The organism is Pseudomonas tensinigenes (assembly GCF_014268445.2).
In the GTDB taxonomy this organism is placed as follows: Bacteria; Pseudomonadota; Gammaproteobacteria; order Pseudomonadales; family Pseudomonadaceae; genus Aquipseudomonas; species Aquipseudomonas tensinigenes.
In genome coordinates, this window is record NZ_CP077089.1 from 4,731,129 (window position 1) to 4,752,500 (window position 21,372).

Annotated in this window: 17 protein-coding genes and 2 rRNA genes (1 of these 19 cut by a window edge); 10 read left to right on the forward strand and 9 right to left on the reverse strand. The window is 58.3% G+C overall.

Features of this window, described 5'->3' with window-relative positions:
* Window positions 1-76: 76 nt before the first annotated feature.
* The gene (locus tag HU718_RS20840) at window positions 77-2,005 is read left to right on the forward strand and encodes a transglycosylase SLT domain-containing protein (protein ID WP_102902231.1); all 1,929 of its coding nucleotides are present in this window, start codon (window positions 77-79) and stop codon (window positions 2,003-2,005) included.
* A gap of 81 nt (window positions 2,006-2,086) precedes the next feature.
* On the opposite strand, the gene HU718_RS20845 is transcribed toward HU718_RS20840, so the two are convergent.
* A complete protein-coding gene (locus tag HU718_RS20845) occupies window positions 2,087-3,892 on the reverse strand; it encodes an ABC transporter transmembrane domain-containing protein (RefSeq protein ID WP_186615744.1) in 1,806 nt (601 codons plus the stop codon).
* A gap of 255 nt (window positions 3,893-4,147) precedes the next feature.
* On the opposite strand from HU718_RS20845, the gene HU718_RS20850 reads away from it, so the two are divergent.
* Entirely contained in the window at window positions 4,148-4,330 is a 183-nt protein-coding gene (locus tag HU718_RS20850; protein ID WP_186615742.1) for a PA1571 family protein, read from the forward strand.
* Window positions 4,331-4,498: 168 nt separating this feature from the next.
* Here HU718_RS20850 and pdxB read toward each other — a convergent pair whose 3' ends face one another.
* The gene (gene pdxB / locus HU718_RS20855) at window positions 4,499-5,641 is read right to left on the reverse strand and encodes a 4-phosphoerythronate dehydrogenase PdxB (RefSeq protein WP_186615740.1); all 1,143 of its coding nucleotides are present in this window, start codon (window positions 5,639-5,641) and stop codon (window positions 4,499-4,501) included.
* A 159-nt stretch (window positions 5,642-5,800) separates the two neighbouring features.
* On the opposite strand from pdxB, the gene HU718_RS20860 reads away from it, so the two are divergent.
* The gene (locus tag HU718_RS20860) at window positions 5,801-7,210 is read left to right on the forward strand and encodes an MATE family efflux transporter (RefSeq protein WP_150709091.1); all 1,410 of its coding nucleotides are present in this window, start codon (window positions 5,801-5,803) and stop codon (window positions 7,208-7,210) included.
* Window positions 7,211-7,348: 138 nt separating this feature from the next.
* On the opposite strand, the gene tusA is transcribed toward HU718_RS20860, so the two are convergent.
* Window positions 7,349-7,600: a sulfurtransferase TusA gene (gene tusA, locus HU718_RS20865; RefSeq protein ID WP_038369409.1), complete on the reverse strand. Its 252-nt coding sequence runs from the start codon at window positions 7,598-7,600 to the stop codon at window positions 7,349-7,351.
* 163 nt (window positions 7,601-7,763) lie between these two features.
* Complete coding sequence (gene rlmM, locus HU718_RS20870; RefSeq protein ID WP_186615738.1) at window positions 7,764-8,837, reverse strand: 23S rRNA (cytidine(2498)-2'-O)-methyltransferase RlmM; 1,074 nt, start codon at window positions 8,835-8,837, stop codon at window positions 7,764-7,766.
* Window positions 8,838-9,059: 222 nt separating this feature from the next.
* Between rlmM and acnA the strand changes: the two genes are divergently transcribed.
* Window positions 9,060-11,801 (forward strand): aconitate hydratase AcnA, encoded by a 2,742-nt coding sequence (gene acnA / locus HU718_RS20875; RefSeq protein ID WP_186615736.1) that lies wholly within the window; start codon window positions 9,060-9,062, stop codon window positions 11,799-11,801.
* A gap of 325 nt (window positions 11,802-12,126) precedes the next feature.
* Here the strand turns inward: acnA and HU718_RS20880 are convergent, their stop codons facing one another.
* Window positions 12,127-12,942: an aminoglycoside phosphotransferase family protein gene (locus HU718_RS20880; protein WP_186615734.1), complete on the reverse strand. Its 816-nt coding sequence runs from the start codon at window positions 12,940-12,942 to the stop codon at window positions 12,127-12,129.
* Window positions 12,929-13,417 carry an SRPBCC family protein gene (locus HU718_RS20885; RefSeq protein ID WP_095121031.1) on the reverse strand — a complete coding sequence of 163 codons (489 nt, stop codon included), beginning with the start codon at window positions 13,415-13,417 and terminating at the stop codon, window positions 12,929-12,931. Before HU718_RS20885 ends, HU718_RS20880 begins: the two co-directional genes overlap by 14 nt.
* A gap of 197 nt (window positions 13,418-13,614) precedes the next feature.
* Here HU718_RS20885 and HU718_RS20890 point away from each other — a divergent pair, with 197 nt between their 5' ends.
* The 6 genes from HU718_RS20890 (at window position 13,615) to HU718_RS20915 (ending at window position 17,554) form a co-directional block, all read left to right on the forward strand.
* Complete coding sequence (locus HU718_RS20890) at window positions 13,615-14,535, forward strand: ADP-ribosylglycohydrolase family protein (RefSeq protein ID WP_186615732.1); 921 nt, start codon at window positions 13,615-13,617, stop codon at window positions 14,533-14,535.
* A gap of 56 nt (window positions 14,536-14,591) precedes the next feature.
* Window positions 14,592-14,996 carry a lysozyme inhibitor LprI family protein gene (locus HU718_RS20895; protein ID WP_186615730.1) on the forward strand — a complete coding sequence of 135 codons (405 nt, stop codon included), beginning with the start codon at window positions 14,592-14,594 and terminating at the stop codon, window positions 14,994-14,996.
* 46 nt (window positions 14,997-15,042) lie between these two features.
* Window positions 15,043-15,666 (forward strand): NAD(P)H-dependent oxidoreductase, encoded by a 624-nt coding sequence (locus tag HU718_RS20900; protein WP_186615728.1) that lies wholly within the window; start codon window positions 15,043-15,045, stop codon window positions 15,664-15,666.
* A gap of 309 nt (window positions 15,667-15,975) precedes the next feature.
* Window positions 15,976-16,581 (forward strand): hypothetical protein, encoded by a 606-nt coding sequence (locus tag HU718_RS20905; protein ID WP_038369423.1) that lies wholly within the window; start codon window positions 15,976-15,978, stop codon window positions 16,579-16,581.
* Window positions 16,582-16,590: 9 nt separating this feature from the next.
* Entirely contained in the window at window positions 16,591-16,797 is a 207-nt protein-coding gene (locus tag HU718_RS20910; RefSeq protein WP_007910409.1) for a helix-turn-helix domain-containing protein, read from the forward strand.
* Between the two features lie 85 nt (window positions 16,798-16,882).
* Window positions 16,883-17,554, forward strand: coding sequence for a hypothetical protein (locus tag HU718_RS20915; protein ID WP_102902006.1), 672 nt, complete (start codon window positions 16,883-16,885; stop codon window positions 17,552-17,554).
* Between the two features lie 58 nt (window positions 17,555-17,612).
* Here the strand turns inward: HU718_RS20915 and mrdA are convergent, their stop codons facing one another.
* The 3 genes from mrdA to HU718_RS20930 form a co-directional block, all read right to left on the reverse strand.
* On the reverse strand, window positions 17,613-19,505 hold the full coding sequence (mrdA, locus tag HU718_RS20920) for a penicillin-binding protein 2 (RefSeq protein WP_186615726.1): 1,893 nt from the start codon (window positions 19,503-19,505) through the stop codon (window positions 17,613-17,615).
* A 229-nt stretch (window positions 19,506-19,734) separates the two neighbouring features.
* A 5S ribosomal RNA gene (gene rrf / locus HU718_RS20925) occupies window positions 19,735-19,850 on the reverse strand.
* A gap of 171 nt (window positions 19,851-20,021) precedes the next feature.
* Window positions 20,022-21,372, reverse strand: a 23S ribosomal RNA gene (locus tag HU718_RS20930) (it continues 1,543 nt past the right edge of the window).

The following is a 21,372-nucleotide window of genomic DNA, read 5'->3' on the forward strand; positions in this document are numbered from 1 at the left end:
GCAAAAGGCTAAGCTACAGACAATTCAGTGCTGATTCGTGTCGGCACTTGTCATGATTTCTCTGCCCGGATGTCTCATGCGCAGTCGCCTTTTCAGTGTTTTGTCCTGTTTGCTACTTACCGCCGCTGCCGCTCAATCCGCCCAGGCGGTGGACCTGTCCACCCAACGCCAGTATTACGATGAAGCCAAGCGCGCCTTGGCCAAAGGCGATACCGGCCCGTACTTCCGCTACAGCCAGGCGTTGGCCGATTACCCGCTGGAACCGTACCTGGCCTACGACGAACTGACCGCGCGCCTGAAAACCGCGAGCAACGCCGAGATCGAGAAATTCCTCGCCGAACACGGTGACCTGCCCCAGGCCAACTGGATGAAGCTGCGCTGGTTGCGTTGGCTAGCCGACCGCGGCGACTGGGCGACCTTCGTCAAATACTACGACCCGAAACTCAACTTCACCGAGCTGGATTGCCTCAATGCGCAATACCAGATCACCCACAACAAGAAAGCCGAGGGTTACGCCAACGCCGACAAGCTGTGGCTGACGGGCAAATCGCAACCCGCCGCGTGTGACGCGCTGTTCGGTATCTGGGCCGCCGACGGCCAGCTCACCGAGCAGAAACGCTGGGAGCGCACCAAACTCGCCGCTCAGACGCGCAACTATCCACTGGCCAACAGTCTGGTCAATGGCCTGACCACCCTCGCCCCACGCGGTCGCTTGCTGGTGGATGTGGCGCAGAAACCGGAACTGCTCAATCAACCTTCGCGCTTCACCCCGGCCGATGAGCCGATGTCCGACGTGGTCAGCCTCGGCCTGCGTCGCCTCGCGCGTCAGGATCCGGACAAGGCCATGGCCCTGCTCGACGGCTACGCCAGCAGCATGCATTTCTCTCGCGATGAAAAAGTCGCGATCGCCCGGGAAATCGGCCTGACTCTCGCCCGGCGCTTCGACAGCCGCGCGCTGGACGTGATGACCAAATACGACCCGGAGCTGCGCGACAACACCGTCTCGGAATGGCGTTTGCGCCTGCTGTTGCGTCTGGCCCGTTGGGACGATGCGTATCAGTTGACCCGCCGTCTGCCGCAGGATCTGGCCACCACCAACCGCTGGCGCTACTGGCAGGCACGCAGTCTGGAACTGGCCCAGCCGCAGAACCCGGAAGCGCAGACGCTGTACAAAGGACTCGCCCGGGAACGTGATTTCTACGGATTCCTCGCCGCCGACCGCTCGCAATCGCCGTACTCGCTGAACAACAAGCCATTGGTCCTCAGTCAGGCGCTGGTCAACAAGGTTCGCAACACGCCGGGCGTGCGTCGCGCGCTGGAATTCCATGCTCGCGGACAGATCGTCGACGGGCGTCGCGAGTGGTACCACGTCAGCCGCCATTTCAATCGCGATGAAATGGTTGCCCAGGCGAAACTGGCTTACGACCTGAAATGGTACTTCCCGGCGATCCGCACCATCAGTCAGGCGCAGTACTGGGACGATCTGGATATCCGCTTCCCGATGGCCCACCGCGAAACGCTCGTGCGTGAAGCCAAGGTACGTGGTCTGCATTCGAGCTGGGTGTTCGCCATTACCCGCCAGGAAAGTGCCTTTATGGACGACGCGCGCTCCGGCGTTGGCGCCAGTGGCCTAATGCAATTGATGCCCGGCACCGCCAAGGAAACCGCGCGCAAGTTCAGCATCCCGCTGGCCTCGCCGCAGCAAGTGCTGGACCCGGACAAAAACATTCAGCTCGGCGCTGCTTACCTGAGTCAGGTGCACAGCCAGTTCAACGGCAACCGCGTCCTCGCCTCCGCCGCCTACAACGCAGGCCCTGGCCGAGTGCGCCAATGGCTGCGCGGCGCTGATCACCTGAGCTTCGACGTCTGGGTGGAAAGCATCCCGTTCGACGAAACCCGTCAGTACGTGCAGAACGTGTTGTCGTACTCGGTGATTTATGGCCAGAAGCTCAACTCGCCACAGCCGCTGGTGGATTGGCATGAGCGCTACTTCGACGATCAGTGATCAAGCAACTGACGCCAAGAAACGAAAAATGCCCGTATCGCAAGATACGGGCATTTTTATTTACACAACCTGATCGGTGACTTAGTGAATGGCAGGGTCGGTGACAGGACTCGTTGAAGCGCTCTTGCCATCATTGAACTGCAACGCCGCCAACCGCGCATACAGCGGATTGCTGGCAATCAGCTCCTGATGAGTACCAATGGCCACAAGCTTGCCCTGATCCATCACCGCAATCCGGTCAGCGTTTTTCACCGTGGCCAGTCGATGCGCGATCACCAGTGTAGTGCGGTTCTGCATCAGGCTTGGCAGCGCTTCCTGAATCAAGTGTTCGCTCTGCGCATCGAGGGCGCTGGTGGCTTCGTCCAGCAGCAGGATCGGTGCGTCGACCAGCAACGCCCGGGCAATCGCCAGACGCTGACGCTGACCGCCGGAAAGACCGAGGCCACCATCGCCGAGATGGGTCTGGTAACCGTTGGGCATTTTCTCGATGAAGTCGTGGGCGTGAGCAATTTTTGCCGCGTCCTTGACTTGGTCCAGCGTCGCCCCCGGATTGCCGTAACGAATATTCTCTTCAACGCTGCCGAAAAACAGCGCCGGCGACTGCGAGACCAAAGCGAAGTGACGGCGCAGGTCCAGCGGATCGAGGCTGGTCAGCGGCACACCATCGATCAGGATCCGCCCCTCCAGCGGGTCATAGAAGCGCAACAGCAAGTCGTACACCGTGGACTTGCCGGCGCCTGACGGCCCCACCAGCGCGAGTGTTTCGCCCGCCCGAATGGTCAGATTCAAGCCGTTGACTGCGTAGCTTTCCGGACGCGAAGGGTAGGAAAAACGCACGTCCTGCAATTGCAATTCGCCCCGCACGCGCTCCGGCAGGGTCACAAGCCCGGCGGTTGGCGGCTGGATGATATTTTCCGAACCCAGCAATTCAGCGATGCGCTCGGCGGCACCCGCCGCGCGCTGCAGTTCGCCAATCACCTCACTCAACGTACCAATCGCACTGCCGACAATCAGGCTGTAAAAAACAAACGCGGCCAGTTCGCCACCGGTGATGCGCCCGGCGATCACGTCCATACCGCCGACCCACAACATCACCGCCACCGCACCGAGCACCAGCACGATCACCATGGTGATCATCCACGAACGCTGAAAGATGCGTTTGCGCGCCGTGTCAAACGCGTCCTCGACCGTCGTCGCAAAACGTCGCTCGTCCTGCACCTGATGGTTGTAGGCCTGCACGGTTTTGATCTGGCCGAGAGTTTCCGACACATAGCTGCCGATATCGGCGACGCGGTCCTGGCTCAGCCGCGACAGGTTTCGTACACGCCGACCGAAAATCAGGATCGGCGCGACCACGAACGGCAAGGCAATCACCACGATGCTGGTGAGTTTTGCGTTGGTCACGAACAGCAGGATGACACCGCCAATCACCATCAGCAGGTTGCGCAGGAACATCGACAGCGACGAGCCGATCACCGATTGCAGCAGCGTCGTGTCGGCGGTCAGTCGCGACTGGATCTCCGAACTGCGGTTGTTCTCGTAGAAGCCGGGATGCAGATAGACCAGGTGATTGAACACCTCACGGCGAATATCGGCCACGCAACGCTCGCCGATCCACGACACCCAGTAAAACCGCGCGAACGTGCCGACCGCCAAACCCAGCACCATCAGCATGAAGATGCCGATGCTCTGGTTGAGCTGATGCGGCGACTGGGTCATGAAACCGCGGTCGACCAACAGTTTTATCCCCTGCCCCATCGACAGCGTAACGGCGGCGGTGACGATCAACGCCAGCAGCGCAGCGATGACTTGCCAGCGGTAAGGGGCCAGAAATCGACGGGTCAGACGCAAAGCGCGACGGTGTCGTGATGAAAGCTTCGGGGTCATTCAGGTACACATCCGTGTTGATGAAAGGGCTAGCCTAAACCTTCTTGCGGCGGAACTCTGTAAATCACAATGAGTCAGGTTAAATATGCCCCCAAAGACTAGGCCATAGTTACTATTGGTCTAAAGTCCCGGTTGAGACGAGCGGTCGTTTCTGTTTGAGTGGAGATGCCTCCACTGACAGACCGCAGGAGTTTGTCACAGCCCGGTCACGTGGAGGTTTTACCCTAGGCGCACAACCTGATGAGGAGACAGGCCATGTCCTTGCAACACAGCAGCGATGACAAAGTAATTGAAGTGATCCGCACCAGGCCCGACCAAACTCTGGGTTGCTCGATTATCGATAAAGATGGGCGTGAGGTACCGATCACTGAAGACATGATCCAGCAAGCGTGCAGCGAACTGGAGAAGCGATTGGTCAAGCCTGCCGAACAAGAGTGATATAGCCACCGTCTTCTTGACCCGGCCCCTTTGGCCGGGTTTTTTCTGTCTGCAGATCAGGTATTTGTGGCGCGGCCTTCGCGAGCAGGCTCGCTCCCACAGGGGATCTTCAGTGAATCACAGATCCATGTGGGAGCGAGCCTGCTCGCGAAAGGGCCGACCCGGTTTCTAGACAGCCACCGCCCCCAGCGCCGCCACGATCCTCGCCAACTCTGGCGACGCCCCTTCAATCCGCACCTTCAGCCCTTCAATCTCACGCCGCACCGGATACTGTTTGCGCAACACATCAAACGCCGCCCGCTGCTCACCGACATTACCTACGAGGCTGCGGCGAAAATCCGCATCATCGCGGCGCGGGTCGTAGACACCACGGCACAACATCGCCAGCGCCCAGGCCGGATCACTGTCGCCATGCAGGGTCACTTGTGACAACCACGGTGACGGCAGCAACTCGCTGAGTTGAATACTCGCTGGCTGGCCGATGAATTGGCAGTAAGCCTGATAGATCTGCGCCGTTCCGCGCTGTTTGCCATCAAGGCTGTAACCGGCAATGTGCGGTGTGGCCAATACGCAGAGATCAGCCAGTGCAACATCGACTTCAGGCTCAGCTTCCCAGACGTCGAGAACGGCCTGCAGGTCTTCACGCTCCAGCAGCACTTTGCGCAACGCGACGTTATCCACAACCGGACCACGCGCTGCGTTGATCAACCAAGCGCCGGGCTTGAGTTGCTGCAAACGCTGCTGATCGAACAGATGCCAAGTGGCCCCGTCGCCGCTGCGGGTCAATGGCGTGTGCAGACTGATCACATCGCACTGCTCGATGATCTGCTCCAGGCTGACGTAATCGCCGCCTTCGGCAGACTGACGCGGCGGATCGCAGACTTTGACATTCCAGCCCAACCCTTTCAGAACCTTGATCAGGCGCCCTCCCACCTCACCGGCGCCGACGACACCATAGGTGCGCTGAGTCAGATCGACGCCTTCTATTTCGGCGAGGGTCATCAGGCTACCCAGCACGTAATCGACCACGCCCCGGGCATTACAGCCAGGCGCACTCGACCAAGTGATGCCGGCCTCATTGAAGTACTCGAGATCCAAATGATCAGTACCAATGGTGCAGGTGCCGACAAAGCGAACCTTGCTGCCCTCCAGCAACGCGCGGTTGACGTTGGTCACCGAGCGCACAAGCAACACGTCGGCCTGCTCGACCGTTGCACGGTCGATGGAACGGCCCGGGACCCGGCGGATCTCGCCGAAACCGGCAAAAAAGGCATCGAGCAGCGGGATATTTTCGTCGGCAACAATCAGCATGGCGGGCTCCTTTGGCGGATCGGCAGTTTAGGTGCAGATCGGTCGCCGGGCCAGCGGGCTTTGCGCTTACAAATCCGCAACAGAGGATTTTTCCTGACCAAGGCGTCAGCGGCGTAGAATGCGGCGCCTTGCGCATCAACACCTGTGGACGCTTTGCCCGTGAATTCTGTAACTGATCAACCTGTCGCTGTTTCCCTGACCCGCCCCGCGCGTATTCGCCTGGAGTTCAAGAACCTGCTCGCCCTGGCGTTGCCGATCATCATCGCGCAACTGGCGACCACGGCCATGGGCTTCGTCGATGCGGTGATGGCTGGCCGCGTCGGGCCAAAAGATCTGGCGGCGGTGGCGCTGGGCAACTCGATCTGGGTGCCGGTGTTTCTTTTGATGACCGGCACCCTGCTGGCAACCACGCCGAAAGTCGCCCAGCGTTTTGGCGCCGGTACCCACAGCGAAATCGGTCCGCTCGTGCGTCAGGCGTTGTGGCTGGCGCTGGTGGTCGGGCTGATCGCGACAGCGATGCTGGTCGCCGCCGAACCGGTGCTGCACCTGATGAAGGTCGATCCCGAGCTGATCGGCCCGTGCATGCAATACCTGCACGGCATCGCCAGCGGTCTGCCGGCGGTGGCGTTCTATCACGTGCTGCGCTGCACCAGTGACGGTATCGGTCGTACGCGTCCGGCAATGGTGCTGGGCCTGTGCGGTCTGGCGCTGAATATTCCACTGAACTACATCTTCATCTATGGCCACTTCGGCGTGCCGGCCATGGGCGGCGTTGGCTGCGGCTGGGCCACGGCGATCGTGATGTGGGTGATGGCGCTGGGTCTGGCCGGTTATGAGCGCTGGGCGCCGGCCTATCGTTCGAGCGAGATTTTCAGCCGTTTCGACTGGCCGCAATGGGCAGTGATCAAGCGTCTGCTGGGGATTGGTCTGCCGATCGGCATCGCGGTGTTTGCCGAGTCGAGTATTTTCGCCGTGATCGCGCTGTTGATCGGCAGCCTCGGCGCTACCGTGGTGGCCGGGCACCAGATTGCGCTGAACGTCAGTTCGCTGGTGTTCATGATTCCGTACTCATTGGGTATGGCGGTGACCGTGCGTGTCGGTCAGGCGTTGGGCCGCGAAGAACCGCGTGAGGCGCGCTTTGCCGCTGGCGTCGGTATGGGCACCGCACTGGCCTACGCCTGTCTGTCGGCGAGCATGATGCTGTTGCTGCGCGAGCCGATTGCGGCTATCTACACCGCTGACCCAACAGTGATTCACATTGCGGCAATGCTGATTGTGTACTCGGCGCTGTTCCAGTTTTCCGACGCGATCCAGGTCACCGCTGCCGGCGCACTGCGTGGTTATCAGGACACTCGGGTGACGATGATCCTGACCCTGTTCGCCTATTGGGGCATTGGTTTGCCGGTGGGTTACGCCCTCGGCCTGACCGACTGGCTCGGCGAGCCACGCGGCCCGAGCGGCTTGTGGCAGGGTTTGATCGTTGGCTTGAGCTGTGCGGCGTTGATGCTGTCGATCCGTTTGACGCGTAGCGCGCGCAAACGTATTCGGATCAGTCGCTCGGCGGGCTAAGTCCTTTAAACCGGGACGAAAAAATGTGGGAGCCAGCTTGCTGGCGAATGCGGTGTATCAGTCGCCATCAATAGTGACTGAGATACCGCTTTCGCGAGCAGGCTCGCTCCCACATTTGGTTTTGCTTTCGCCTGGGATTCAGGCGTGTTTCTTGCGGATCCAATACAGGTAAGTACCGGCCTCTTCATGTTGGCTCACCAGTTCATGGTCGAGAAACACGCAGAATTTGGGGATATCGCGTTTGGTCGATGGATCGGTGGCGATCACTTTGAGCAGGCCGCCGGGCGCCAGGTCACGGATATGCTGGTGCAGCATCATCACCGGTTCCGGGCAATTGAGGCCGGTGGCGTCGAGGGTACCGTCGACCGGGGTATCGATCATTTCACTCATGATTCACTCCTGAAACTGGCCGGCATTGTCGCGCATTGCCGGGTATTCGGTCATCTGTGGCGTTACGCCACACCTCTGTAGGAGCTGCCGAAGGCTGCGATCTTTGCTTTTCAAGATCAAAAGATCGCAGCCTGCGGCAGCTCCTACAGGGTTTTGTGTTGTTTCAGCGGGATTTGGCTTTCTTGATGTCATGCCGACGCAAGTGGCAGGTCACTTCTTCGCGGTCGTGATACAGCTGTTTGCAGCCGATATCGACCTTGATCCCGCGTGCCTTGAAACCATCGGCAATGCGTTCGAGCAAACGCTTCACTTCGGCGTAACGCTGCTTCATCGGCAACTTCAGGTTGACCACCGCCTCGCGGCAATGCCCCTCGCCGATCCACTCTTCGAGCATCGCGGCGTTACGCGCCGGTTTCTCGACGATGTCGCAGACCATCCAGTCCACCGGCTGCTTAGGCTTGAAGGTAAAACCGTCGGCCATCAAATGCTGCACCAAGCCAGTGTCCATCAGGCTTTCAGCCATCGGGCCGTTGTCGATGGCGGTCACCAGCATGCCGCGATTGACCAGTTGCCAGGTCCAGCCGCCCGGCGCGGCACCGAGGTCAACGCCGGTCATGTCGCTGTGCAGGCGATCTTCCCACTGATCACGCGGGATAAAGTGGTGCCACGCCTCTTCCAGCTTCAGCGTCGAACGGCTCGGCGCCTCACGCGGGAACTTCAAGCGCGGAATGCCCATCGGCCACATCGCCGAATTACCGGCATCGGCCATGCCGAGAAACACTTCACGACCGCTCTTGAAGGTCAGCAGCAGACGCGGTTTATTCGCGTCTTCCACCAGTTTGCCGGCGCCGATCAGAGCCTTGCGCAGCGGGCCTTCGAATTTCTTGCAGAAGTTCGACAGCTCTTTGCCGTCATTGGTATCAACGACTTCCAGCCACAGGCTGCCGCACACCGGGAATTCGGCCATGTGCGCGAGGATCACGCTGATGCGATCAGTTTCCGGCAGATCGATGAACACCCCGCGCGCCCATTGGCGCGGGAAGATCAGCTCGGCGAAACGCTGGCCGCGCATCAGGCGTTCGGCGCCGTCTTCTTCGGTGCAGACAAACTCGGCGCAGGCGGTAGCCGCTTTGGCCTTGGCGTAGCCGGCCACGTTGAGTTGCGCGGCGAGGTCGGAAATCTCCGAACAGACTTCGCCTTCGAAGCCTGGCCGGCAATGCATGAATAGGGTGTTCATTCTTACTCCTGGGCAGAGGGCGGTGATTCGGCCCCTGCGCGATGCTCAGGCCTTGCGTTGCAGCAAAGCCTGTCACGAAAACCGGCGCATGATAGCCGATGTCGGAACCTTGGACTTGCCCATAGAGTCCAGTTATTAGCCAGCTAATGAAAACAGGGCTACGTTGATAGCTCTGCCCGTCCCCTCAATCCGTAGCCGTGCGGATTCAAAGGAGTGATTGTAATGCCGTCCTTCGATAGCCTGAAAACGCTCAAAACCCTGCAAATCGACGACAAGACCTACCACTACTTCAGCCTGCCGGATGCCGCCAAAAGCCTGGGCGACCTCGACAAGCTGCCGATGTCACTGAAAGTCCTGCTGGAAAACCTGCTGCGCTGGGAAGATGAAAAAACTGTCACCGGCGCCGATCTCAAAGCGATTGCCGCGTGGCTCAAGGAGCGTCGCTCCGATCGCGAAATTCAGTACCGCCCTGCCCGCGTCCTGATGCAGGATTTTACCGGCGTACCCGCCGTGGTCGACCTTGCCGCCATGCGCGCAGCGATGGCCAAGGCCGGCGGCGATCCGCAGCGAATCAATCCGTTGTCGCCAGTGGATCTGGTGATCGACCACTCGGTAATGGTCGACAAGTTCGCCACCGCCAGCGCTTTCGAACAGAACGTCGACATCGAAATGCAACGCAACGGCGAACGTTATGCGTTCCTCCGTTGGGGCCAGAGCGCTTTCGACAATTTCAGCGTGGTGCCGCCGGGCACCGGCATCTGCCACCAGGTCAACCTCGAATACCTCGGCCGCACCGTGTGGACCAAGGATGAGGACGGCCGCACTTATGCGTTCCCCGACACGCTGGTCGGTACCGATTCGCACACAACGATGATCAACGGCCTCGGCGTACTCGGCTGGGGCGTCGGCGGGATCGAAGCCGAAGCGGCGATGCTCGGGCAACCGGTGTCGATGCTGATTCCGGAAGTGATCGGCTTCAAACTGACCGGCAAACTGAAGGAAGGCATCACCGCTACCGACCTGGTGCTGACCGTCACGCAGATGCTGCGCAAGAAAGGCGTAGTGGGCAAATTCGTCGAGTTCTACGGTGACGGCCTCGCTGATCTGCCACTGGCCGACCGTGCGACCATCGCCAACATGGCCCCGGAATATGGCGCGACGTGCGGCTTCTTCCCGGTTGATGACGTGACCCTGGAATACTTGCGCCTGTCCGGCCGGCCACCGGAAGTGGTGAAACTGGTCGAGGCGTACACCAAAGCGCAAGGACTGTGGCGCCTGCCCGGTCAGGAGCCGGTATTCACCGATAGCCTCGCACTGGACATGGGCAGCGTCGAAGCGAGTCTGGCCGGACCGAAACGCCCGCAGGATCGTGTGTCACTGCCGAACGTACCGCAAGCCTTCAGCGACTTCATCGATCTGCAATTCAAACCCACCAGCAAGGAAGAAGGACGCCTGGAAAGCGAAGGCGGTGGCGGTGTCGCGGTAGGCAATGCCGATCTGGTCGGGGAAACCGAATACGAATACGAAGGCCACACCTATCGCCTGAAAAACGGCGCCGTGGTCATTGCCGCGATCACCTCTTGCACCAATACCTCCAACCCGAGCGTGATGATGGCCGCCGGGTTACTGGCGAAAAAAGCCGTCGAGAAAGGGCTGACCCGCAAACCGTGGGTGAAGAGTTCGCTGGCGCCGGGTTCGAAAGTGGTCACCGACTACTACAAGGCTGCGGGGTTGACGCAATACCTCGATCAGCTCGGGTTTTCACTGGTCGGCTACGGCTGCACCACCTGCATCGGCAACTCCGGGCCGCTGACCGAGCCGATCGAGAAAGCCATCCAGAAAGCCGACCTCACCGTCGCTTCGGTGCTCTCCGGCAACCGCAACTTCGAAGGCCGCGTGCATCCGTTGGTGAAAACCAACTGGCTGGCCTCGCCGCCACTGGTGGTCGCCTACGCTTTGGCCGGCAGCGTGCGCAGCGACATCAGCAGCGAACCGTTGGGCGAAGATCAGCAGGGCAATCCGGTGTACCTGCGCGATATCTGGCCATCGAGTAAAGAGATCGCTGATGCGGTGAATCACGTCAGCACGGCAATGTTCCACAAGGAATACGCCGAAGTGTTTGCCGGTGATGAACAATGGCAGGCCATCGAGGTGCCGCAAGCGGCGACTTACGTGTGGCAGGACGATTCGACCTACATCCAGCATCCACCGTTCTTCGACGATATTTCCGGGCCGCTGCCGGAAATCAAGGATGTCAAAGGTGCGCGGGTGTTGGCCCTGCTCGGCGATTCGGTGACCACCGACCACATCTCCCCTGCCGGCAACATCAAGGCTGACAGCCCGGCCGGGCGTTATCTGCGCGAAAAAGGCGTCGAGCCGCGGGACTTCAACTCCTACGGATCACGGCGTGGCAATCATGAAGTGATGATGCGCGGCACCTTCGCCAACATCCGTATCCGCAATGAAATGCTCGGCGGTGAAGAGGGTGGCAACACGATCTACATGCCGACCGGGGAGAAACTGGCGATCTACGATGCAGCGATGAAGTACCAGGCTTCGGGCACGCCGCTGGTGGTGATTGCCGGGCAAGAATACGGCACCGGTTCCAGCCGTGACTGGGCGGCCAAGGGCACCAATCTGCTGGGCGTGAAAGCGGTGATCGCGGAAAGCTTCGAACGGATTCACCGTTCCAACCTGGTGGGCATGGGTGTGCTGCCGCTGCAGTTCAAGCTTGATCAGAACCGCAAGAGCCTCAACCTCACCGGCAAGGAAACCTTTGAAATCCAGGGTCTGACCGGCGTCGAGCTGACACCGCGAATGAACTTGCCGTTGGTGATTACTCGTGAGGATGGCAAGCAGGAGAAAATCGAAGTGTTGTGCCGCATCGATACGTTGAATGAGGTGGAGTACTTCAAGTCGGGCGGGATTTTGCATTACGTCTTGCGCCAGTTGATCGCCTCATAACGCACAAACCAATGTAGGAGCTGCCGCAGGCTGCGAGCTTTTGACTTTGGCTTTTTAAAGCAAGATCAAAAGATCGCAGCCTGCGGCAGCTCCTACATGCAGACGAAAAAAAACCCGCCGAAGCGGGTTTTTCCCAAGACCATTATCGACTCCCTGTCGGCAGCGATCCTTGCAAATGGTCGATCATCCCTGATCCTGAAACACTCCCTGTGTCTCAGTTGATGTGTGTAGATTACGCAGTGGATCCAATCGGCAATAGTCGTAAAAGCTACCAGTGCGTGTAAGACATTCGCCATAGCAACCCTTCCGAAAATCCTTAGCCGTGTCAGGCATCGAGCATTGAAGCGGCGATCTGTGCGACTTTCAGCTGCCCTGAGGCTTGCTCCAGCGCGTCATCCTCCAAAAACCACGCAGCCGACAAACCGGCGAACGCCAGCACCCACTGCAGCAGCCTGCGGCGATCTAGCCCGGCAGCTCCGACAATCACATCCAACTGCCGGCGAAAACGCGCGGGATCCGTCGCCGTCGGCAAGTCCGGGTTACACATCAGGTTGGCGTAGTCAAAACCACGTTCGCCCCTGACCCGCTTCGGATCGATTGCCAACCAGCCACGCGATTCGAAATCCAGAACATTGTCGTGATGCATGTCGCCGTGCAGCACCACCACATCCTGTGGATCGGCGAGCAAGGTTTCCGCGGTTTGCAGGCTCAGACTGTAGAGACCGTCATGTTGGGCAGCAGCGACTCGCAGCGAAGCAAACCATGGCCCCAACTCCACCAGCGGCGGCGGTGGCGTTACGCGCGGTGCATGCAATCGTGCCAACGCCGAACAGAGAATCCGGCTCGCCTCGTCATCTTCGCCATTCACTGCCATCTGCATCAGCGAGCGTCGGCCCATGGCGCGTTCCATCAGCAGGCCATCTTCGTGATGCGCCAACACCCGCGCGGAACCGTCACCGCCCCACCAGGTCATCAGCCGATTGCCGTACTTCTCGTCGACATCCAGCGCCACCTTGAGCATGGCCGGCCTGTCGTTCACGCGTACCGGCAGCAGACGGCTGCCGGGCGTGATGATCGGCGCGCCGTCCGGCACCAGTGCCCAGCGTTTCAGCCAAGGTTCGAAAATGTCAGCCACCGTCACGCTCGCGGGCCTTGGCGCTCTCGGCAAGAAACTGTTCGAGCCGGCTCAACTGCTCCTCCCAGCCACGGCTGTCCATGAAATAGGCCTCTTTCTGGCGAACGTCGGGAATATGCGCGAAACCTGACTCGGAAACCTTGAGCAGTGTGCCGTCCTCATAATCCTGCAGCTCGAACTTGACCAGCGTGGTCGGCTCTTGGGAATAGTCAATCTTCGGATTGACTGCATACGGATGCCAGCGGAACGAAAACAGTTGCTGCGGCTCGACCCGCTCGATCAACACGTTCCACAACACATGTTCATAACCCGGATACGTGACCTGCCCTTGCGTCCATTCACCAGCAATAAACCGCCTGCCCTCCAGCGCCACGCCAAACCACTGGCCAAACGCCTCGGCATCGACCAATGCACGCCAGACATGCGAACGCGACGCCTTGAGCGTGATTTTGCGTTCGAAACTATTGGGTACTGGTTTCATACGTCACCTCCTGTTCTGAACACTAGGCCTCTATGACCACATGTCCAATGTGAAGTTGTATCAGAGCGGTGCAGTCATTCATCAGCAAGGAAACATCAAGCTGCAGTTTTCTGACCGGTACTGTGATGGATCCAGGCACCCTTCGCCCAACGAAACTGTTACCTTTTCCAGCGAATTTGAATCAACAAGGACGAATCATGCCGCCATCCCTCGCCGAACGTTACCGCGGTGCCCTGCTTGGTCTGGCATGCGGCGACGCTGTCGGTACTACGGTTGAGTTCAAACCACGGGGATCATTCCAACCGTTGACCGATATGGTCGGCGGTGGCCCGTTCCACCTCAAGCCAGGGCAGTGGACCGATGACACCTCGATGGCCCTGTGTCTGGCAGAAAGCCTGCTGAACAAGAATGGCTTCAATGCTGCCGATCAGATGGGCCGCTACCTCAACTGGTGGCAATGGGGCTATCTCAGCTCGACCGGTGAATGTTTCGATATCGGCATGACCGTCAGTCAGGCGCTGGCGCAATATCAGCAAACCGCTGATCCCTTCGCCGGCTCGACCGACCCGTACAGTGCCGGCAACGGTTCACTGATGCGTCTGGCTCCGGTGGTGCTGTTCTACTTTCCCGACGCCCGGCAAATCCAGAGCTTTGCCGCCGACAGTTCGCGAACCACCCACGCAGCACCAGAAGCCATCGAAAGTTGCCAATTGTTGGCCGGATTGCTCGCCAGAGCGCTTGAAGGCGCGAGCAAAGCAGAACTGCGGCAGCTGCCTTTCGCCAGCTTCTCGCAACCCAAGGTCGCCGCCATTGCGCGTGGCGATTTCCTCGGTCTGTCCGAGGCAGACATCAAAGGCAGTGGCTACAGCGTGCAGTCGCTGGAAGCGGCGTTGTGGTGCTTTCACCACACGGACAGCTTCGAAGCGGCCATTTTGCGGGCGGCCAACCTGGGCGATGACGCCGATACCACCGCCGCGATTACCGGACAGTTGGCCGGCGCCTATTACGGCGTGCGGGGGATTCCTGAACACTGGCTGGAAAAGCTGCACGACGTTGAAGAGATTGCGGCGACCGCCGACCGTTTGCTTGCGGCTTCCCGAGTGCGCCCGCCGGAATAAGCGCAACACACCCGCTACACTGCTCGGCACTTACTTCGATACAGCGAGATTTGACTATGTCCCCACGCCTGCTTCTGGCCCTCACGCCCCTCCTGTTCACCCCCCTCGCCCATGCCGCCGTCGACTGCGCCAATGCCAGCGACCAGGCGACAATGAATCAGTGCGCCGGGCAGGACTTCAAAGCGGCGGACAAGGAGTTGAACACGGTGTACCAGCAGATCAGCGGGCGTTTGAAGGACAACCCGGATGGCAAGAAGCTATTGGTCAGTGCACAGCGGGCGTGGCTCGGGTTTCGGGATGCCGAGTGCAAGTTCTCATCGTCCGGGGTAACTGGCGGGAGCGTTTATCCGTGGGTCTACAGCAGTTGTCTGACCGGGGTGACCAAGGTGCGGGTCGAGGCGCTGAAACAGTATTTGAAGTGTGAAGAAGGTGACATGAGCTACCCGGTGCCTGGGGCCTGATTTTTTGCCACGGTTTTGAGGAATCTTTCGCGAGCAGGCTCTCACATTGGAACGCGTTTCAAATGTGGGTCAACGCCCGTACGACCCTTCCCGGACAGTGTCCGATGAAAAAATCGAGCGCATTCTGGAAGCAGTCCGATTAACGCCGACATCAAGTGGACTGCAGCCCTTTGAATTGCTCGTAGTGACCAATGCAGAGGTTCGCGAAAAGATCAAAGCCGTCAGCTGGAATCAGCAGCAGGTTACCGACTGCTCTCATTTGTTGGTGTTCGCCGCGTGGGATGACATCACTGCGGAGCGGGTCAACATGATGTTTGACCTGACTAACGAAGTTCGCGGGACCGTTAATGAAGGATGGGAAAATTATCGTCAGATGCTCTTGGGCATTGTCGCTGGACGTGGCAAGGAGGCTAATTATCAGGCGGCCGCGCGGCAGGCTTATATCGGTTTGGGCTCGGCTTTGATCGCCGCGGCGTTTGAAGAGGTCGATGCCACACCGATGGAAGGTTTCGACCCGGCAGCCATCGATGAAATTCTCGGACTCGCGGCCCGCAACTTGCGCAGTGTAGTGATTCTGCCGCTGGGCCATAGAGCCACTGAGGGAGACTGGCTGGTCAACCTGAAAAAGGTTCGCCGCTCGCGGGAAAACTTCATAACCGAAATCAAGTAAACCCGGTAAGAGCGGGCGACTCAAACATGCCTGTCGCGTGTGTCCCGCTCTAATCAATCCCTGACCCCGTCATCGATACCAGCGGCCACCGAGTGGATCGCGTCCCTCCTGCGCTCTCGACTTGTTTCGAATTCGAGAGCCCATCGACCTTGGAATTCTCCCCATAGCGAATGAACTGAGAATGATGCTATGGCCCCCCGGCATCACGATGCCAAGAGCGACCTTCACAAAACAAGAACAATTTATTATTGCCATTCGATAATTTAACATCGAGAATTAGTCATCCCAATGACACCGCAAGGATTTTTCATGAGTACTCGTAACAACGGATTGGCACTGCAGCGCATGCATTGGGTCGGACTACTGGCAGCGATTCTTGTCTGGGTTTTGGGGGTGACCGAGGTCGGTGGCAACGCTTCGATCTGGTTCTTCAAAACGGATGAAATGCTCGCGGCGCTGCTCTACGCCTTCGCCGAAAACTCGCCGCAATTACTTGACCCGTTTGTCGAAGGTGCCCTGCTTGCCCCCGACACATGGCTCTCGCCACTGGTCACTGCGCTGCTCGTCGTTCTGGATTTCCTGCCCGTCCTGCTTTCGACCTACGTGCTCTGGCTGACCGGGTTGTTTTTCCTGCGCTTGTCCCGCGGCGAAACCTGGACCGAGCGCAATATCAAGGTGTTATGGCGAGTGGGGATTTTGTGCATCATTTCACCGGCCGCCTACCCGCTGGTAGAGACCCTGCAAGGTTTGGCCCTGTCTATTGATCTGCCGCCAGGGGATCGTATTTTTCAGTTCTCGGTCGGCCTGTCTTCCACTTCTGCCTACGAGATTGTCAAAGGCGTATTGCTCTGTTTGTTTTCAATTATCATGCGCGATGCAAAAGTACTCAGCGATGAGCAAAGCCAATACATATAGAACAATACAATGACCATTATCGTCCGCCTTGACGTTGTCATGGCCACGCAAAAAATTCGCTCGAAAGAATTGGCCAGCCTGCTGGGCATCACCGAGGCCAACCTGTCATTACTGAAAAATGGCAAGGTCAAGGGCGTGAAAATGGCCACCCTGGACAAGCTCTGCGCAGCACTCGATTGCCAGCCAGGCGATTTGCTGGAATACCAGAAAGACTGAACCTTGCGCATCCGCGCGAGTTAATTGTCGTCAGTCCACACCGTTTTACTCTTATTCAATCCTTAGTTTGTAAGGCGACTTTGTCATGACCCGGTTTTTATTCTGCGCGCTGTTTTTCCTGACAGCGTTGATCAGCGGCTGCGCCACGCAAATGGACGTAGCGCTAAATGCCACACCTGATCCGGATTATCATTTTGATCGAAAGGCGACTGTACTGGTGACGTCTGCGACTGGCAGCGATGAAAACGCGCTGAATGCCCGTTACTATCTTCGCGACATGGTTAATGCGTTGAAAGACAGGGGCTTCCAAGAGGTTTATACCGACGCCAGTCTGCCGAAGAACCATGCGCCGATAAAAATGACCGTCAGCCTCGATGTCGGCAGCCGACAGGTGACTTACCGATATACCGCCACCGAGTATGGGCAAGTGCCGAACAGCACCTCTACCGTGTGCAAGACCAGCAAGAAAAAGGACGATCGGCTGACGTGCACGAGTAAACCGAACACGACCTATGGTCCGATAGGTACCTCGGAGCGCACCGGTTACACCACGCTCAGCACCTTCGTTGCCACTGCACGCGATGAAGTCAGTAAGCGCCCGGTCTACCTGCTTCGCGCTTCGTCATATAACGAAGACTGCCAATCCTCCAAGGTCGAAGACTTTCTAGTGGAGCAAGGCCTGCAGAACCTCAACTTCGAGGACCGTGTTCAGCGCAACTACACCGTCACGATGCCCGAGGGTTATCGCTGCAAATAGGCTTTGCAGGGCAACTCACAGCCTCAGCTCAACCAGCATGAGCCGAGGCTGCGAACCGTTAGACGTGCGGGTCTCCAGGCGCTTTGGTCGGCGCCGCGTATTGCGGCTTGAGATGACCGTCCTGATCCAGCAGCCAGGCATCCATGATCTGCCGCACCACAGGACCGGCGACACGACCACCAGCCTCACCGTTCTCGATCATCACCGAGATCGCAATCTTCGGATGCTCAGCCGGCGCAAAGCCAACGAACAAGGCGTTATCGCGGTGGCGCTCGAGGGTTTTCTCGCGGTTGTAGCGTTCGCCTTGCTTGATCGCCACCACCTGCGCCGTACCACTCTTGCCAGCGATACGGTATTGCGCACCGGCCGCGGCCGCACGAGCAATGCCTCGGGCATCGTGCATCACCATCTGCATGCCGTGATTGACCTGCTCCCAATCTCGCGGATCCTTGAGCAGGATGTTCGGCATCGGATGCTCATCGACCGGAGCGACGCCATCGACGGTTTTGGCCAGGTGCGGCCGGTTCCATACACCTTTGTTGGCGATCAATGCCGTGGCCTGAGCCAGTTGCAGTGGCGTGACTTGCATGTAGCCCTGGCCGATGCCGAGGATGACCGTTTCGCCCGGGTACCAGGCTTGTCGGCGAGTCGCGCGTTTCCACGCTTGCGATGGCATCAGGCCGGGCGACTCTTCGAACATGTCCAGAGAGACTTTCTCGCCGAGGCCGAACATCGCCATGTAATCGTGCAGGCGATCGATACCGAGCTTGTGGGCCAGGTCATAGAAGTAGGTGTCGTTGGAACGCATGATCGCCGCGTCCATGTCCACCCAGCCGTCGCCGCTGTGGTTCCAGTTGCGGTACTTGTGATCAAAGTCCGGGAGCTGGTAATAACCGGGGTCGAAGACGCGGGTTTGCGGCGTCACCACACCGGCATCGAGGCCAGCGATGGCCACTTCTGGCTTGATGGTCGATCCCGGCGCGTAGAGTCCGCGCAGTACACGGTTGAACAGCGGCCGGTCGATCGAATCCCGCAGTGCCGAGTATTCCTTGGAGCTGATACCGGTGACGAACAAATTCGGGTCGAAGCTCGGATTGCTGACCATGGCCAACACTTCACCAGTCGACGGATCGAGCGCTACCACGGAACCACGACGATCACCCAGCGCGGCTTCGGCAGCTTCCTGCAGCTTGATATCAAGGCTCAGGACGATGTTCTGGCCGGGGACCGGGTCGGTGTGTTTGAGCACGCGGAGTACGCGTCCTTGGGCATTGGTTTCCACCTCTTCGTAACCAACGTGGCCGTGTAGCTGGGCTTCATAGAAACGTTCGATGCCGGTTTTGCCAATCGATTGGGTACCGCGGTACTCCACCGAGTCGAGGGTTTTGGATTCTTTTTCGTTGATCCGGCCGACGTAACCGATCGAGTGGGCGAAGTGCGCGCCGAGCGGGTAATGGCGAACGAACTGCGGCTCGACGTCCAGGCCCGGAAGGCGGAACTCGTTGACGGCCAGTACGGCAATTTGCTCTTCCGTCAGCTCATAGAACAGCGTCACCGGCGTAAACGGGTGGCGGGACTGCTTCATGGCTTTATCGAAGACTGTGCGATCTTCCGCAGGCAGGTGCAGGAGATTGATGACTTCGTCCAGTTCTTGATTGACGTCGGTGGCGCGTTCGCGGGTGATGGTCAGGTTGAAACTGGGACGGTTATCCGCGAGCAGTACACCATTGCGATCGTAGATCAAGCCGCGTGTCGGCGGGATCGGTAAGACGTGGACGCGATTGTTTTCAGAGATGGTCGAGTGGTAGTCGAATTCCACCACTTGCAGGATGTACAGGCGCACGACCAGGGCGCAGCTGACGGCGAGGACGAACATGGCGCAGGCGATCAACCGCTTGTTGACCAGACGCGTCTCTTTTTCGTGATCCTTGATCGGGATGGGCTCAGGCATTTCTACAGCAACTCTTTGACATAAACATAAATGAGTGCCGATCCATGGGCATGACATCAGTCCGTTAAAAAACGAGCTGCACCATACCAAAAACTGCTCGCTCACTCAGAAGGAATTTCCCCAATGGCATCTCTTGCGACGGTTGGGGGCAGGTCAATGCGCTGTAAGAACTTTCCTGCGGGCAAAACAAAACCCCAACTGCTTTCGCAATTGGGGTTTCGGAATTTAATCTTGACGATGACCTACTCTCACATGGGGAAACCCCACACTACCATCGGCGATGCATCGTTTCACTGCTGAGTTCGGGATGGGATCAGGTGGTTCCAACGCTCTATGGTCGTCAAGAAATTCGGGTACTGAGTCGTGGCCAAGTGGCCTCGCTTCAGCAAATTGGGTATGTGACAGCTTTCGGTGTTTTGTGCTGCTTTTTTAAGTGCAGTCGAACTTTCGGTTCGTTTCGTCTTCACACACCGCAATCTGGTGCCTTTTCAGGTCAGCAAATTGCTTGGGTGTTATATGGTCAAGCCTCACGGGCAATTAGTATTGGTTAGCTCAACGCCTCACAGCGCTTACACACCCAACCTATCAACGTCGTAGTCTTCGACGGCCCTTCAGGGAACTCAAGGTTCCAGTGAGATCTCATCTTGAGGCAAGTTTCCCGCTTAGATGCTTTCAGCGGTTATCTTTCCCGAACATAGCTACCCGGCAATGCCACTGGCGTGACAACCGGAACACCAGAGGTTCGTCCACTCCGGTCCTCTCGTACTAGGAGCAGCCCCTCTCAAATCTCAAACGTCCACGGCAGATAGGGACCGAACTGTCTCACGACGTTCTAAACCCAGCTCGCGTACCACTTTAAATGGCGAACAGCCATACCCTTGGGACCGGCTTCAGCCCCAGGATGTGATGAGCCGACATCGAGGTGCCAAACACCGCCGTCGATATGAACTCTTGGGCGGTATCAGCCTGTTATCCCCGGAGTACCTTTTATCCGTTGAGCGATGGCCCTTCCATACAGAACCACCGGATCACTAAGACCTACTTTCGTACCTGCTCGACGTGTCTGTCTCGCAGTCAAGCGCGCTTTTGCCTTTATACTCTACGACCGATTTCCGACCGGTCTGAGCGCACCTTCGTACTCCTCCGTTACTCTTTAGGAGGAGACCGCCCCAGTCAAACTACCCACCATACACTGTCCTCGATCCGGATAACGGACCTGAGTTAGAACCTCAAAGTTGCCAGGGTGGTATTTCAAGGATGGCTCCACGCGAACTGGCGTCCACGCTTCAAAGCCTCCCACCTATCCTACACAAGCAAATTCAAAGTCCAGTGCAAAGCTATAGTAAAGGTTCACGGGGTCTTTCCGTCTAGCCGCGGATACACTGCATCTTCACAGCGATTTCAATTTCACTGAGTCTCGGGTGGAGACAGCGCCGCCATCGTTACGCCATTCGTGCAGGTCGGAACTTACCCGACAAGGAATTTCGCTACCTTAGGACCGTTATAGTTACGGCCGCCGTTTACCGGGGCTTCGATCAAGAGCTTCGCGTTAGCTAACCCCATCAATTAACCTTCCGGCACCGGGCAGGCGTCACACCCTATACGTCCACTTTCGTGTTTGCAGAGTGCTGTGTTTTTAATAAACAGTCGCAGCGGCCTGGTATCTTCGACCGGCATGAGCTTACGGAGCAAGTCCTTCACCCTCACCGGCGCACCTTCTCCCGAAGTTACGGTGCCATTTTGCCTAGTTCCTTCACCCGAGTTCTCTCAAGCGCCTTGGTATTCTCTACCCAACCACCTGTGTCGGTTTGGGGTACGGTTCCTGGTTACCTGAAGCTTAGAAGCTTTTCTTGGAAGCATGGCATCA